Genomic DNA, 14,382 nt, shown 5'->3' with positions numbered 1-14,382 from the left:
GTCACCGGTCCAGCGTCTGGGCGAACTCGGAGGCCCAGTAGGTGATGATCTGCGTGGCGCCCGCGCGGTGGATGGAGGCGAGGCTCTCGCGGACGACCTGGTCGCGGTCGATCCAGCCCTTGGCGGCGGCGGCCTCGACCATGGAGTACTCGCCGGAGACCTGGTAGGCGGCGACGGGCACCTGCACGTGGTCGGCGATGAGCCGGACGATGTCGAGGTAGGCGAGCGCGGGCTTCACCATCACCAGGTCGGCGCCCTCGGCCACGTCCAGCGAGACCTCCAGGAGGGACTCGCGGATGTTGCCGGGGAACTGCTGGTAGCCCTTGCGGTCGCCGCGCAGGGTGGACTCGACGGCGTCGCGGAAGGGGCCGTAGAAGTGCGAGGCGTACTTGGCGGAGTAGCCGAGGATCGCCACGGACTGGTGGCCAGCCCGGTCGAGCGCCTCGCGGATGCGGCGGACCTGGCCGTCCATCATGCCGCTGGGGGCGACGATCTGGGCGCCCGCGTCGGCCTGGACGACGGCGGCCTGGGCGTACAGCTCGATGCTGGCGTCGTTGTCGACGTCGCCGTTCGCGTCCAGGACTCCGGTGTGGCCGTGGTCGGTGTACTCGTCGAGGTTGATGTCGCCGATGATCACGGTGGAGTCGCCGACCTCGGCGACGACGTCGCGGAGGGCGACCTGGAGGATGCCGTCCGGGTCGACCGCGCCGGTGCCGGTGGGGTCCTTGTGCTCGGGGATGCCGAAGAGGATGAGTCCGCCGACCCCGTTGGCGACCGCTTCGGCGGCGGCCTTGCGGAGGGTGTCACGGGTGTGCTGGAACACGCCGGGCATGGAGGGGATCTCCCGCGCCTCGGTGAGGCCCTCGCGGAGGAAGAGGGGCTGGACGAGGTTGGCGGGGCCGACGCGGGTCTCGGCGGCGAACCGGCGCAGCGCGGGCGTGCGGCGCAGCCGGCGGGGGCGGTAGTAAGGGGCGGCGGGGTCGGTGGCCGCGGTGTTGCGGCCGTAGGCGTCGTACGTCATGGGCGTGACTCCTTCGAGGGCGTGGCGGCGTGCGGAGACGGAGCGTCGTGCGAGGACGGGGCGCGGTGCGCGGACCGGACGTGGTGCGGAGCCGGCGCGCGGGGCGGAGACGGGCTGAGGAGGGCGCACAAGGCGGCGGACACGGCATCTCCTAGAGGGCCTCGCCGAGGAACACCTGCTCCAGGTGCTTGGCGACGGGCTCGTCCGGGCGGCTGAACCAGTAGCCGTGCCCACTGCGCTGGAAGAGCTTCAACTCGCCGAGCTGGACGAGGGTTTCGGCGAGCTTGACGGCGAGTCCTGCCGGGTCGACGACGGGCAGGCCGTGCAGTTCGTGGATGCCGAGGTGCCAGAGGATCTCGTTGGGGATGCCCTCGGCGGGGATGATGACCTCGGCACCGGCCCGCGCGGCACGTTCGGCGGCCGCCGAGTACACCTCGACGAACTGGTCGAAGTCCCCTTCCAGGGAGCGGTGTACGGAGTCCCAGCCGCCGGGGACGACCTCGTACGAGCTGAGCGAGGACTCCAGGCGGTACTGGCGGATGTTGGCCCGGATGGGCTCCTCCAGGGGCGGCATGAAGCCGAGGACGCCGAAGCGCTGCCCGGTGAGCGCCGAGAGGAAGAAGGCCGTCTCGCCGTAGCCGAGGGTCGGGATGGAGGCGAGGTGGCGTGCGTCGCGCAGGCCGGGGTCCTGGCCGGCGGCGATCACCCAGGCGTCGTAGCCCTCCCGTTCCGCGACGAGCGCGGACTCGGAGAAGTGCCGGCTGAAGAGCACCTGGGCGGAGTGGTGGCCGACCAGCCCGAACGGTGTGGCGTCGGGGTAGGTGTCGGCCGGCAGGGTCTTGATGTCGATGGTGGTGCCGGGTGCGGCGATCGCGTCGAGGTGCTCGCGGTACCACTGGTCGAGCAGCGGCAGACGTCCCTCAACGGTGTGCTTGTGAAACCAGATCCGCATGTGCGTCACCTTTCAGTGGTCGTGGTGCGACGTCGAGAAGTGATGCTTTGAGCAGGTAGTCCACGGCCGAGCCGGGGTCGGCGGCGGTGCGCCTCAACGAGGCGAGCCGGGCCGGGAGTTCGGCCGCGCTGTCCAGTCCGGCCGTACGGGCCTCGCTGCGCGGGATGACCGCGGTCTCGACGACCGACCGGCGCCGATCGAGGGCCGCGTCGAGCGCCGCCTCGCCGGGGGCGTCGCCCCGCAGGACGGAGGCGAGGGCCCGGCCCGTCTCCACGGCGTCGTGGATCCCGCAGTTCATGTTCAGGCCGCCGGCGGTGGACGTCAGATGGGCCGCGTCCCCGGCGAACAGCACCCGGCCGGCCCGGTAGCGGGGCAGCAGGAACCGCGCGAGCCGGTAGGTGTGGGCGTCGGCGATCCGGACGGCCTTCCCCGCGGCGCCCGGCAGGGCGTGCTCGACCCTGGCGCGTACGGCTTCGGGCGAGAGGACGGCGTCGCGGTCCGTCCCGCGCGGGATCCGGAAGATCAGGCGCCAGTGGTCGGGCATGCCCAGGGCGCTGAACGAGGCCCGGGTGTCGCGGACGTAGGACAGCGGGGCGAGCCCGGGGACCAGTTCGTCCAGCGGCGTCCCGGTGACCACGCGGAGCGCGTAGTCCGGGTACTCCTCGGCGGTTCCGGGGAGCCCGGCGAGCTCGCGGAGCAGGCTGCGGCTGCCGTCGGCCGCCAGGACGTACGGGTGACGGGTGACGGTGACCCGCCCCGCCGCGTCCTTGGTGCGCAGCAGCACTCCGCCGCCGGTTCCTCCGCCTGACCTGCCGCCGACGTCCCCGCCGCCGACGTGCTCGGCCCCGGTGACGGTGGTCCCGAACCGGATGTCGGCGAGACCGGTGGCCGTCAGCTCGGCGAGCAGCAGCGGGGTGAGCCGGGCCTGTTCGACGTGCAGCCGGTACGGGTGACCGGTGTGCCCGGCGAGCACGGAGTAGTCCAGCTCGGCATGGACGACGCCGTCCAGGTCGCGCCACTGGACGCGGTCGACGGTACGGCCCTGGCGGCGCAGCGCGGCGGCGACGCCGAGCTCGTCGAGGAGGTCGAGGGTGGAGGGGTGGAAGGTGGACGCGCGGGACTCGGTGGCCAGCGTCTCCCGGGACTCCAGGAGCGTGACGCGGACGCCGGTCCGGGCGAGGACGAGCGCGGCGGTCAGACCTACGGGCCCGGCGCCGACGACGGCGACCGGCCCGTGGGAGGCGGTGTCGCCGCTCACGACACGGCCACGGCGGCGTCACGACCGGGCTCGGCGGCCGCGCCATCCGGGACGGCAGCGCCACCCGGGACGGCCGCGTGACCGGTGTCCGGTAAGGCGGACCTCGCGCCGGTCCGCTCGGCGAGCCGGCGCAGCAGCGGGTGCGCGTCCGGGCCTTCGGCCGGCAGGCCGAGGGTGTCCCGGGCCCACCAGGCGCTCGCAAGATTGGAGGTGAGCAGGGTGTGCCCGCTGTCCCGGCCGAGCTCGGCGAGCGCGTCGAAGGTGAACATGCCGGTACCGGTGAACAACAGCGCCGCGTCCGGCGGCAGTTCGGCCTCACGCACCTGTGCGACCAGCTCCTCGGTGGTCACGTCGTACGGGGAGAAGCGGGCGCCGGCCCGGATCTTGACCACCCGGTCGACGGCCAGTCCGGCCGACTGCCAGTAGGCGTGGGACAGTTCGGTGAGCCAGGGCTCGTACGGCGAGATCAGGACCAGCCGTTCGGCGCCCACCGCCCGCGCCGTGTCGAGGATGGCGAGCGCCGCCGACCGTACGGGGGCTCCCACGCGCTCGGAGAGCTCCGCGCAGAGGGCCCGGTCGCCGTCCGGCGTGAGGAGGTAGTGCGAGCCGGTGCAGGAGACGACGGCCGCGTCGAGACGCAGGCCACCGAAATTCCCCAGCACGTCGGGGAGCACGTCGTTGTACTTCTCGAGCCGGCCACGGAGGTCTTTTCCGGGAAGGACAGGGAAGCGTGAGGTGTGGACATTGAATGCGGGGCTGACGAGGCTGCCGATCTCGGGTTCGGCTGCGGCGTTTCCCGAAGGAACCACCACACCGAGTCGCGGCGCCGAATGCAGAGCCATGAACGAGTCACTCCCATCCGTCGGTGCCATTGACATCACCGTACGAGCGGAACGGACCGCACATCGATACGGGATTCCGCACCCGTGGCCGGATTCGACACCCCCGGCAGAACAACGGCGCCGCACCGTGAATACGGTGCGGCGCCGAGGCGTCCGAAAGAGGAAACGAAAACGGAATTCAGCGGGCCCTGGCGGCCTCGGCGACGAATTCGTCGATCTTCGCCCTTCGGGTCAGTCCGCCGTTCACGGCCCAGTTCCCCTCCGGGATCTCGTTCACCACGAGCCAGACGACGGTGTCGGGCGTGGTCGCCTCCTGGACGTGCCGGGTGACCTCGGCCGAGAGCGCTTCGTTGCGCTCGGGGGTCAGGAAGCCCTCGAGGGGCGTGACCACGACGAGGATGCCCGGGGCGGTGCCGGCCCCCGTGGCCGCGAACCCCTTGGCGGCCTCACGGACGTAGACCCAGGTGGCGGCGGCGAAGAAGTCGGTGCGAGGCAGCTCCATGGCCGTCAGCACGGAGTCGGCGACCTGCTGCTGCAGGACCTCCGCGGCGGCCTCGGAGAGGGTGCCCTCGGGAACGGTTATCTCGACAAGCGGCATGGCGAACTCCCCCAAGTGGATACGTACGGGTACGGGTACAGGAACGGGTGCCCGGAAGGGACCCGGGATCGGGCGCGGGCCCGAGGCACGGGCGGCGAGCGCGGGGCGCGGGCAGCGGAAGGTTCAGCAGGCCAGCGCCGCCTCGAACCGGTCGATGGCGGCGGCCAGTTGGGCGCGCCGGCGGATGTCGAGCTTGCGGTAGATGCGCGTGATGTGCAGCTCCACGGCCCGGGTGGAGACCGTGAACGACTCGGCGATCTGTTTGTTGGTCAGGCCGTCGAGCATCATGGTGGCGATGCGCCGCTCGTGGGCGGTCAGTTCCTCACGGACGGCGACCTCCTCGCGTACGGCGGGCACCGCACGGACGGCCGGCGGGACGGGCGCAGCGACGCCCCCGCGTATTCGCTCATGGGTCCCGGCGCCACCGGTGGAACGCTCCAGACCGGCGAGCACCACGTGCCCCATGACCGCGTTCCATTCACGGACCCGTAACTCTCCGATGACCTGCGCCTGGGCGTAGGGATCGGCGTACAGGACCCGTAAGAGGGTGCCGCGGTCCCTGGCCTCACAGACCAGGAGTTCCCCGGTACCGTCCCGCCAGGGCCCACCGCCGAGCAGGATGCCGCGCGCGGCCATCCTTTTCCAATAGGTCCGGTGAGCCTCTCCGAAACTCAACCGGTCCGTCTCATTGCCACGGAAAACGAGTTCGACCACAAAAGCCACGTGCGACTCCCCCATAAAGGCCGGGTGTTTCCACTCGTGACGCTACCACCCATCACCCGCCCCATGAATGAACACAATGTTGCGGGCGGCGGCCCGGCATTTCCTGAGGGAATGGGGCGGCTAATCGGCCGCCGCTGTCGACGGTACGGGGGCGGCCTCGGGCGCCGGTTCGGGCGCCGGACGCGGCTTGCGCCGGAGCAGACCCGTGGCCGCGAGCACCGCGACCGCACCGAGCCACACGGTCCAGCCGAGGGGCTCGTCGAGGACCACGGCGCCCAGGACGACGGCCACGGCGGTCATCAGATAGGTGACCGTGGAGGCCACGGTGGGCCCGTCCTTGATGATCAGCTCGAAGTTGAGCAGCGCGGCGAAGCCGGTGCAGACCACGCCGAGGATGAGGACGGAGATCACCGAGTCGGTGCGCCAGGTGATGGTCTGGAGACCCAGGAAGGGGAAGGCGACCAGGAGGAGGACGGTGGCCGCGCTGAGCTGTCCGCCCGCGAGCATCAGGGGCGGAATGCCCTTGCCCACCAGGTACTTGCCCATGTAGGCGAAGCTGGCGCCGAAGCTGATGGAGCCGAGGACGAAGCAGAGGATGCTCCACCCGGTGCCGGCCGAGGTCGAGTTCCACGGTGACGCGATGAGCGCGGTGCCGCCGAGGCCGAGCAGCACGCCGCCGGCCTTGAAGCCGGAGACCCGCTTCTCCTGGCCGAGCAGCAGGGCGGCGGCCAGGGTCCAGATCGGCGCGCTGCCGTTGACGACCGCGGCGACGCTGCTCGATCCGTCGATCTCCCCCTCGGCGTAGAGGGTCCAGGGGATGGCGTTGCCGAGCAGCGCGGCGACGGTCAGATGGCCCCAGGTGGCGGCCTCCTTGGGGAGCCGCAGCCCCTTGGCGTAACCGATGGCGAGGATGACGACGGCCCCGAGGGCGAGCCGGATCAGCACCATCTGCACGGGTGAGAAGCCGTACCCGGCGATCTTGATCCACAGGAAGACGGAGCCCCAGATGAGGCTCAGCGCGGCCAGCCGCGTGTAGGTGGCTTTGGACATGGGTGTTCCCGCTCTCCGATGGCAGACGAGGCTCGGCAAGGAGTTGGAAAGGAAAGGTGAGAGGACGCGCGGAGCTCTCCGCGGTACGGGACCGAGCCTCGCACCGGCGGTCGGACGGGTCCAGCAACGTCTGCTGGACGGTACCGTCCACGAGCCGTGGCGAATCGCGTTCCCGCAGGTCAGCGGCAACCCACGGGCTGTCGCCCGGGGTGCGCGCTCAGCCGGCGACGGCCGCCCTGGCCGCGGTCCGCAGCGCGTCGAGGACGGCGGCGATCTCGGGGGACGTCTGGCTGCCCTCGCGTACGGCCGCGAAGACCGTGCGCGAGGGCGCCCGCTCGCTGAACGGGCGGATCGTCACCTCGGGTCGCGGGACCGGCTTGGCGAGGCGCGGCACGAGCGCGACCCCGAGGCCGAGTCGCACCGCCGCGAGCGTGGCGTCCCAGTCGCCGATGGCGTGGGAGGCCTGCGGGGTGAACCCGGCCGCCGTACACGCGGCGACGCCGATGTCGTGACAGAGGCCGGTCGTGGCGAAGATCCAGGTCTCGTCGGCGAGGTCGGCGAGGAGCAGCCGTTCGCTGTCGAGGAGCCGGTGACCGGCGGGGAGAGCGATGTCGAAGGGGTCGTCGCAGAGCACGACCCGGTGGAACCGCCCGTCGAAGCGGCCCTCGGAGCGGCTCTCGGATCGCCCTTCGGAGCGGCTGTCGGAGCGGCCTCCGGAAGGACCGCCGGACAGGCCGCCGTCACGCGGTCCTTCGAGACGTCCCTCCTCACCCCCGGGACGCTCCGAGCCCCCCGAGCTCCCCGAGTCCACCGACGGCCGTGTCGTGTCCGCGGAGATGACGACGTCCGCCTCCCCGCGCTGGAGCAGGGAGAAGCTCTCCGGCGGATCGACCTCGGCCAGCGAGGTCCGCAGCAGCGGCCGGGTCTCCCTCAGCCGGGCCACGGCGGGCAGGATGAGCGCCGAGAGGGTGGTGGAGAACCCGGCGACGGCCACCTCTCCCCGCTCGCCGCTCTGGTGGGCGGCGAGTTCCGCGCGCATCTGCTCGACCTGGGTGAAGACGGCCTCGGCGTGCCGGAGCACGATCCGCGCGGCCCCGGTGAGCCGCAGCCGGCGGCCGGAGGGCTCGGTGAGCGGGACGCCCAACTCCCGCCCCAGGGCGCTGATCTGCTGCGAGACGGCCTGGGGAGTGAGGTGGAGGGCCTGGGCGGCCGCGCTGACGGTGCCGCGCTCGCTGAGCTCCCTCAGCACACGCAGCTTCCGCAGGTCCGGATCGGTCATGTCGCGCGCCCCCTCCCGCTGCCGCCGTTCGATCATCGTACGCAGCCGGCGTCCACGTCGATGATCTCCTTGACCAGTGTCTCCAGGACGTCGAGGTCACGGGCGGTGCGCCCGGCCTCGCGCCGGTCGCCCGGATAGGTGGGGTCGAGGACGACGGCCCGCGCGCCCAGGTCCTGGAGGAGTCCGAGGTCGTCGGCGATCTGCGCCTGGGTGCCCTCGCCGAGCAGCCGCCCGGGGCCGAGCGGCCGGGAGGTGACGCGCAGTTTGATCCGGGGGCAGAGGTCGGGGACGGGCCGCTCGTGTTCCTCGGCGACCTGGCGGAGCGCGGGCAGCCCGACGCCGAGGAGCCAGTCGCCGGAGACGGAGGTGGGGTGCCAGGCGTCGCCGAGCCGGACGGCCCTGCGGAGCGCGCCGTAGCTGTGGCCGCCGACCCAGACGGGCGGGCCGGGCCGTTGCACCGGCAGCGGGCCGGTGTGCACCTCGCGGAAGGAGACGTGGGCGCCGTCGAAGGAGGCCACCTCGGTCGCCCAGCAGGCCTTGATCGCGGCGAGGTACTCGTCGCTGATCGCCCCGCGCTTGCGGTACGGGACGTCGAGGACGGCGAACTCCCGGGCGGCCCAGCCGGCGGCGGCACCGAAGACGAGCCGGCCGTTGCTGAACCGGTCGATGTTGGCGGCGACGCGGGCGGTGTGCACGGGATGCCGGTACGGGAGGATCGTCACCGTCGTCCCGAGCCCGACGGTCCTGGTGACGCCCGCGAGCCAGGCGAGGGTCGCGAAGGGGTCGTAGAACGGGGCGGGGAAGAGGTGCTGCACGTCCGGGGTGAGCGCGACGTGGTCGGAGACCATCGCGTAGTGGTAGCCCATCGACTCGACCCGCAGCGCCCAGTCGGCGAGGGCGTCGGGGGTGGCCTCGGGGCCGTAGTTGGGCAGATTGACGCCGAACTTCATGGCGTGTTCCTTTCCAGGGCCCCGGCCGCGGTCGCGCCCGCGGCTCCGGTCCCGTCTTTGTCACGATGGTCGGTCGCGGCATCACACGGCTCGGTCCCTGCGTCACGCGGGGCGGTGCCGGTGTCACGTGGTTCCGTCCCTGCGTCACGCCGGTCGGTGCCGGTGTCACGTGGTTCCGTTCCGGTGTCTCGGGGTCCGGCCACGGCCTCGCGCCCGGCGAGCGCGCGCACCGCGATGAGGTGGAAGAGGACTCCCGCGAGCGCGACCCCGGCGGCGGGGAGCGGAAGCCAGCGGGCGTCGAGCCCGTGGGCGAGGGCGAGGCCGCCGAGCGCGGAGCCGACGGCGCCGCCCAGATAGGTGGCGGAGCTGTTGAGGCCGACGGCGGCGGCTCCTCCCTCGCCCTCCCGGGCGAGCAGCCGATGCTGCTGGGGTACGACGAAGGCCCAGCCGACCGCGCCCCACAGGATCAGGGGCAGCAGGACGAGGCCGGGTACGGCTCCGGCCCACGGCAGCAGCGTCAGGGCGGCGCCGAGGGTGCCGAGCAGGGCGACCGCGAGCAGGGCGGGCCGCCCCGTCCGGTCGACGAGGGTTCCGGCGAGGAGGCTGCCGCAGACCCCGCCGATGCCCCAGACCCAGAGGTACGGCACGGCGCTGCCGACGTCGGCGACCCGGTGAAGGACCGGTTCCAGATAGGTGTAGAGCCCGAGGCTGGCGACGGTCTGGGTGAAGGTGACGGCGACGACCACGGCGACCCGGGGCCGGGTCAGGGCGCCGAACCGGGCCCGCAGCGAGGGCGCCGCGGCCCCGCGTACCGGCGGAAGGGCGGTGCCCACGCCGGCCAGGGCCACCACGCCGAGGCCGGTGATCAGCCACAGGGCGGTACGCCAGCCCGATTCGGCGGCCACGAGCAGTCCCAGCGGCACGCCGAGGACCGTCCCCGCGCTCATTCCGCCGAGCACCAGGCCGAGGGCCCGGCCGCGCCGCTCGGGCGGTACGAGCGCGACGGCCGCGGTGGCCGCCGCCGGGGTGAAGAGGCCCGCTCCGGCACCGGCCAGGGCCCGGGTGCCGAGGAGTCCGGTGTACGAACCGGTCAGTGCCGTCCCGGTGTTGGCGACGACGAAGACCACGAGCGCGGTCACCAGGACCGTACGGGTCCCCCAGCGGGCGAGGACGGCCGAGAACAGCGGCGCGGCCAGGGCGTAGCAGAGGGTGAAGGCGGTGACGGACTGCCCGGCGAGGGAGACGGAGACCCGCAGGTCGGCGCCGATGTCCGGAAGCAGTCCCGCCATCGCGTAGGCGTCGGTCCCCATGGCGAAGGAGCCGAGCGCGAGCAGGGCCACCGCGCGCGTGCCGCCCATCACACCCCTTTCTGTTCCGTGTCCGCCCGTGTCGTACGGATCGGCCCTCAGGACGCTACTGACCGTGCGCGCCGCTCGGGGCCCGCAGCGCCGAAGAGGGTTCGGAGTCCCGCAGCCTCGCGCCCTCGCTCGTCTCGAATCGGCCGGTCACCGGCCTACGGTGGATCGATCGAGGAACCCCAGGAGGGAGTCCACCGTGCTCGACCTGTCCGTCATCAACGCGATGTTCCCGCCCGATCTCCCGGAACCGGCCGACTGGGAACGCCGGTTCCGGCCGCGCACCCTGCCGGAGGGCGCCGAGGTGACGCGTTTCGCCCCGAGCCCCACCGGACATCTGCACATCGGCGGCCTCTACACGGCGGCCGTGGCGCGCGCCCTGGCCCACCAGTCGGGTGGTGTGCACGTGCTGCGCGTCGAGGACACCGACCGGTCGCGCGAAGTGGCCGGTGCCGCGGAGGAGTTCTCCCGGCTGCTCGCGGCCTTCGGGCTCGCCCCCGACGAGGGCGGGGTGACCGGTGCCGGGGAGTGGGGCCCGTACCTCCAGTCGGAGCGCCGGGACGTCTACCTCAGCCATGTGCGCGAACTGCTGCGGCAGGACCGTGCGTACCCCTGCTTCTGCGACAAGGAGCGGCTGGCCCGCAGTGCGGAGGAGCAGCGCGCGGGCCGCTCGCCGATCGGCTACTACGGCCGGTGGGCGCCCTGCCGGACGCTGGCACCGGAGGAGGCGGCCCGTCGGATCGCGTCCGGCGAACCGTACGTCGTGCGGTTCCGCTGCCCGTACGAGTTCCCCGGCCGGGTCCGGTTCACGGACCGGATCCGCGCCGCCGTCACCATGCAGGACAACGGCAACGACATCGTGCTGCTCAAGTCCTCGCAGGAGGAACTCCCGCTGCCTACCTACCACTTCGCGCATGTCGTCGACGACCACCTGATGCGGGTGTCGCTGGTGGTGCGCGGCGAGGAGTGGCTGTCCTCGACGCCGGTCCATCTGCAGCTCCACGCGGCGCTCGGCTTCGACCCGCCCGCGTACGCGCATCTGGCGCCGCTGATGAAGGCCGAGGGGCCCTCGCGGCGCAAGCTCAGCAAGCGCAAGGACCCCGAGGCATCGGTGGACTACTACCTGGCCGCCGGATATCCGCCGGCCGCCGTCCAGCACTATCTGCGCGGTCTCGCCAACATCCGGCTCATGGACGTCCCCACGGCCGAGGCGCTCGCCGCGCCCGTCCGGCTCGACGGAATGCGCCCGTCGGGGCCGCTTCTCGATCTGCCCAAACTGCACTCCCTGAGCCGGGAGTTCATCGCATCGCTCAGCCCGGAAGAGCTGTACGGCCAGCTCCTCGCCTGGGCGGAGGAGTACGACCCGGAGCTCGGGTCCGTCCTCGCCCGGCAGCGGGGGCTCGCCCTCGCGGCGGTGGCGGCGGGCCGGCCGGAGGGCGCGCCCGCCCGGAAGGACCTGGACCGCTGGTCCTGCTTCCGCGATCGCTACGGCTTCTTCTTCGCGGAGCTCTTCGGCTCGCCTCCGGCGGCCGACGACGACCGCTACGGCGGCCTGGAACCGGATCTCGTGCGTCGGATCGCGGGCGAGTTCGCGGCCACGTTCGCCGACGAGCTCACCGCCGATCCGGCCGTCGGCTTAGACGCCGCTTCCGGCACCGCTTCCGGCACCGCTTCCGGCACCGCTTCCAGCGCCGAGTGGTACGGCGCGCTCCGCGCGCTGGCGGAGCGGCACGGTCACGCCCCCGACACGGCCTCCTGGCGCCGGGACCCGGAGCGCTGGGCGGGCCCGCCGAGGGCAGTCGCGAACGTGGTCCGGGTCGCGCTCACGGGCGCCACCCGCAGCCCCGACCTGTTCGCGGTGGCCCGCGCGCTGGGCCGGGACGAGGTGCTGCGCCGCCTCACCGCCGTGGCGGGGTGAGGCGGCGCACGCCCGCGTCGGTCCGGTCGTGCGTACCGGCCGGGATCAGTTCAGCGGCACGCTCCGGAACCCGGCCCGGACGCCCGCGGCTCTCGACGCCGGGCTCTTGAGGAGGCCCTTGTCGCTGGAGCTCGCGGGCGCGTCCGCGCCGACCGGGGTGGTGGTCATGGGCCGGGCGGCCGCACAGCGCTGCTTCTCCGCCTCGGACATGGGTCCGGTGCGCTGGAGCAGCCGGTCGGGCACGGCCCGCGAGGGCCCGTCGACGACGGCGTGCAGCCGGTAGTCGTCCTTCTTGCTGACGAACCAGCCCTCGACCCGCTCGCGGCTCGGCTGCAGCTCGACCCAGCTCACCTCGCCGGGCTGGATCTTCTCCACGACCGTGCGCTGGTCGCTGCTGAACCACTGCCAGGGCCGCTGCCAGACCTTCTCGTAGGCGAGGGCGAACTGGGCGGCCGTGGGCCGCTCCTTGAGCCGCTTCTCGTCCTCCGTCCGGTCTCCCGACGTGGGCAGCCTGGCCACCTCGTTGAGCGCGAGGCCCGCGTCGGCGTAGGTCTGGGAGATGCTGTCGTGCGCACGCTCGGAGTACGAGAGGAGCCGGGAGTGCTCCAGCGCGTTGCGGGTGCAGTTGACGAAGGCCTCGCCGACCACCCGTGCCCGGTCGTAGTAGCGGAAGGAAGTGCGGGTGTCGGGCCGGAAGGCGCAGGCGTTCTCGCCGTTGCAGGCGGCGGCGGCGTTGTGGAGGGTGCTCTCGCGGTCGTTGCCCTTGTACGCCTCCGAGGTCCCGAGCGCGGTCTTGCTCACGGTCTTGTCGACGTCCGGCGGCACCTCGACCGCGCGGATGCGGGCGATCATCGGCGAACAGGTCACGTGGGTGCGGGAGTCGGTGACGCGTGAGGTGAAGGTGAGCAGCGGCTCGTTCTCGCTCGCGGTGAAGACGTAGGCGCGACCGGTCCAACGCCCCTTGCCCGGGGTTCCCTTCACCCGGTCGGGATCGCTCGCGGTGGTGAGCTCCTGCACCGGGCCGCCGGAGGCGACGACGGCATAGGGCTGACCCGCGACGACCTGTTCCCCGGTGCACTCCTTGGAGACGGCGGGGCTGTCCTCGTACCTCACGGTGACCCTGGCGCCCGCGCGGACTCCGCGCAGTCGCTGCTGCAGGGTGTTGCCGTCCTTCTGGAGGGCGACACCGTGGGAGGCGTCGGTGCGGCCCGAAGCGGTCGGCGAGTAGCGCTGGTTGGAGCCGGTCCAGAAGTCGATGCCGACGGTCGTGGGGCCGTCGCCCTTCAGGACCGGGTCGGCGAAGTCGCCGTTGAGGACGGGGACGGACTGCTCGGCGGCGGCGGCCGAGGCGAGCGGGGAGAGGGGGGCGGCGGGCAGCAGCAGCCCGGCGGCCCCGAGGACGGTGAGCGCCGAGAGGGGGCGGTTCATGGCGGGGACTCCTCCGCGTCAGTGGGCGTGGGACGACAGGACGACTTCACGCTTCGGGTCGGCGCCGGGCGGCACGGCCCGCGCGGCGGGCACCTCCCGCGCGGGGGCGCTCCGCAGACCGCCGGGAGGGTTGTTGTCGCCGTCGGGCGCGGTGTCACCGGCGGGGCGCTTGCGGCCGCAGAGCCGGTCGGGGACGGCGTACGTCTGGGCGACGAAGCTGCTGGTGTTGACCATGGAGGGGCTGTCCACGCTCACGTTGAGGATCTTCTTGCCCGTGTCCGTGACGAGGTCGCCGACCACGCGCCGCATGGCCGCGCTCGCGCCGAAGACGAGCATGTCGTACGGCTTGACGGTGGACTTGTAGACGGTGGTCTCGGTGTTGTCGATGGTCCAGGACTTGGAGTACGTCGCCTTGAAGGCGGCCTCGAAGGCGAGTTTGGCGCTCATCGAGCCGGCCGCCTTGGCGCCGCCGGCGACCGAGGTCTTCGTCCCGTTCGTCGAGGTCGGACCGTCCTTGAGGTTGGGGGTCTTGTTCTCGCTCGTGATGTCGTTGGAGAGGTTGGTGGTGACCTCGCCGGAGGCGGAGACCGTGCCCTCGGCGGTGATCTTCCCGGAGATCTCACCGCCGATGTTGTCGGTGCTGCTGGTCCGCAGGGTGACGGTCCGGTCGACTCCCATGTCGCTCGTGGTGCAGTTGACGACGGCGTTGCCGAGGGACTTGACGGCGGTGGCGTACTCGCGGGCCTGCTTGGGGTCGATCCGGAAGGTGCAGGCGGAGCGCTTGGTCCCGCAGTACTCCAGGACGTCGGCGATCTTCGCGGGCCGGCCGGACGCGGTCACGGCGCGGGCCACGGGCGCCTCGCCTGGCCCCTCCTCGGGGGTGACGGCGGCGGCGGGCGGGGCGAGCAGGGCGAGGGGGGCGGCGAGGCCGAGACTCAGGGCGAGCACGGGCAGGACGGCGCGGGGACGGCGCGAAGGCATGACGAGGAAACCCTTCGGGACGGGGGA

General features: G+C 72.7%; 13 protein-coding genes. 1 reads left to right on the top strand and 12 read right to left on the bottom strand.

From position 1 onward, the window contains the following. Position 1 precedes the first annotated feature (1 nt). The 10 genes from hemB to ACIP84_RS31075 form a co-directional block, all read right to left on the bottom strand. Positions 2-1,021 carry a porphobilinogen synthase gene (gene hemB / locus ACIP84_RS31120; protein ID WP_229314555.1) on the bottom strand — a complete coding sequence of 340 codons (1,020 nt, stop codon included), beginning with the start codon at positions 1,019-1,021 and terminating at the stop codon, positions 2-4. A gap of 151 nt (positions 1,022-1,172) precedes the next feature. Next, positions 1,173-1,973, bottom strand: coding sequence for an aspartate/glutamate racemase family protein (locus ACIP84_RS31115; protein ID WP_055599433.1), 801 nt, complete (start codon positions 1,971-1,973; stop codon positions 1,173-1,175). Next, positions 1,942-3,231 carry an FAD-dependent oxidoreductase gene (locus ACIP84_RS31110; protein WP_401802344.1) on the bottom strand — a complete coding sequence of 430 codons (1,290 nt, stop codon included), beginning with the start codon at positions 3,229-3,231 and terminating at the stop codon, positions 1,942-1,944. The genes ACIP84_RS31115 and ACIP84_RS31110 overlap by 32 nt, the downstream gene beginning before the upstream one ends. Beyond that, positions 3,228-3,905, bottom strand: a complete 678-nt coding sequence (locus ACIP84_RS31105; RefSeq protein WP_401802341.1) for an arylmalonate decarboxylase — start codon at positions 3,903-3,905, stop codon at positions 3,228-3,230. The genes ACIP84_RS31110 and ACIP84_RS31105 overlap by 4 nt, the downstream gene beginning before the upstream one ends. A gap of 346 nt (positions 3,906-4,251) precedes the next feature. Next, a complete protein-coding gene (locus ACIP84_RS31100; RefSeq protein ID WP_401802338.1) occupies positions 4,252-4,671 on the bottom strand; it encodes a 4-oxalocrotonate tautomerase family protein in 420 nt (139 codons plus the stop codon). A 123-nt stretch (positions 4,672-4,794) separates the two neighbouring features. Further along, positions 4,795-5,409 carry a LuxR C-terminal-related transcriptional regulator gene (locus ACIP84_RS31095; RefSeq protein ID WP_355959650.1) on the bottom strand — a complete coding sequence of 205 codons (615 nt, stop codon included), beginning with the start codon at positions 5,407-5,409 and terminating at the stop codon, positions 4,795-4,797. Positions 5,410-5,514: 105 nt separating this feature from the next. Continuing rightward, complete coding sequence (locus ACIP84_RS31090; protein ID WP_355959652.1) at positions 5,515-6,444, bottom strand: DMT family transporter; 930 nt, start codon at positions 6,442-6,444, stop codon at positions 5,515-5,517. 217 nt (positions 6,445-6,661) lie between these two features. Next, positions 6,662-7,723 (bottom strand): LysR family transcriptional regulator, encoded by a 1,062-nt coding sequence (locus tag ACIP84_RS31085; RefSeq protein WP_401802335.1) that lies wholly within the window; start codon positions 7,721-7,723, stop codon positions 6,662-6,664. A gap of 32 nt (positions 7,724-7,755) precedes the next feature. After that, on the bottom strand, positions 7,756-8,673 hold the full coding sequence (locus ACIP84_RS31080) for a TIGR03619 family F420-dependent LLM class oxidoreductase (RefSeq protein WP_355959657.1): 918 nt from the start codon (positions 8,671-8,673) through the stop codon (positions 7,756-7,758). Further along, positions 8,670-10,031, bottom strand: coding sequence for an MFS transporter (locus tag ACIP84_RS31075; RefSeq protein ID WP_401802332.1), 1,362 nt, complete (start codon positions 10,029-10,031; stop codon positions 8,670-8,672). Before ACIP84_RS31075 ends, ACIP84_RS31080 begins: the two co-directional genes overlap by 4 nt. A gap of 196 nt (positions 10,032-10,227) precedes the next feature. Here ACIP84_RS31075 and ACIP84_RS31070 point away from each other — a divergent pair, with 196 nt between their 5' ends. Further along, positions 10,228-11,946, top strand: coding sequence for a glutamate--tRNA ligase (locus ACIP84_RS31070; RefSeq protein ID WP_401802330.1), 1,719 nt, complete (start codon positions 10,228-10,230; stop codon positions 11,944-11,946). A gap of 45 nt (positions 11,947-11,991) precedes the next feature. On the opposite strand, the gene ACIP84_RS31065 is transcribed toward ACIP84_RS31070, so the two are convergent. Both ACIP84_RS31065 and ACIP84_RS31060 read right to left on the bottom strand, forming a co-directional pair. Next, entirely contained in the window at positions 11,992-13,374 is a 1,383-nt protein-coding gene (locus ACIP84_RS31065) for a hypothetical protein (RefSeq protein WP_401802327.1), read from the bottom strand. Between the two features lie 18 nt (positions 13,375-13,392). Beyond that, positions 13,393-14,355 carry a hypothetical protein gene (locus ACIP84_RS31060; RefSeq protein WP_401802324.1) on the bottom strand — a complete coding sequence of 321 codons (963 nt, stop codon included), beginning with the start codon at positions 14,353-14,355 and terminating at the stop codon, positions 13,393-13,395. Positions 14,356-14,382: the final 27 nt, after the last annotated feature.

It is taken from the genome of Streptomyces sp. NPDC088707, from assembly GCF_044752725.1.
Classification (GTDB): Bacteria; Actinomycetota; Actinomycetes; order Streptomycetales; family Streptomycetaceae; genus Streptomyces.
Note: the sequence above shows the minus strand (reverse complement) of the source record. Positions and strands in the feature narration are given on the sequence as shown.

Excerpts from the sequence above, each read along its gene's own strand:
- hemB (WP_229314555.1), bottom strand. The coding sequence starts at position 1,021 with ATGACGTACGACGCCTACGGCCGCAACACCGCGGCCACCGACCCCGCC.
- ACIP84_RS31115 (WP_055599433.1), bottom strand. The coding sequence starts at position 1,973 with ATGCGGATCTGGTTTCACAAGCACACCGTTGAGGGACGTCTGCCGCTG.
- ACIP84_RS31100 (WP_401802338.1), bottom strand. The coding sequence starts at position 4,671 with ATGCCGCTTGTCGAGATAACCGTTCCCGAGGGCACCCTCTCCGAGGCC.
- ACIP84_RS31095 (WP_355959650.1), bottom strand. The coding sequence starts at position 5,409 with ATGGGGGAGTCGCACGTGGCTTTTGTGGTCGAACTCGTTTTCCGTGGC.
- ACIP84_RS31090 (WP_355959652.1), bottom strand. The coding sequence starts at position 6,444 with ATGTCCAAAGCCACCTACACGCGGCTGGCCGCGCTGAGCCTCATCTGG.
- ACIP84_RS31085 (WP_401802335.1), bottom strand. The coding sequence starts at position 7,723 with ATGACCGATCCGGACCTGCGGAAGCTGCGTGTGCTGAGGGAGCTCAGC.
- ACIP84_RS31080 (WP_355959657.1), bottom strand. The coding sequence starts at position 8,673 with ATGAAGTTCGGCGTCAATCTGCCCAACTACGGCCCCGAGGCCACCCCC.
- ACIP84_RS31075 (WP_401802332.1), bottom strand. The coding sequence starts at position 10,031 with ATGGGCGGCACGCGCGCGGTGGCCCTGCTCGCGCTCGGCTCCTTCGCC.
- ACIP84_RS31065 (WP_401802327.1), bottom strand. The coding sequence starts at position 13,374 with ATGAACCGCCCCCTCTCGGCGCTCACCGTCCTCGGGGCCGCCGGGCTG.
- ACIP84_RS31060 (WP_401802324.1), bottom strand. The coding sequence starts at position 14,355 with ATGCCTTCGCGCCGTCCCCGCGCCGTCCTGCCCGTGCTCGCCCTGAGT.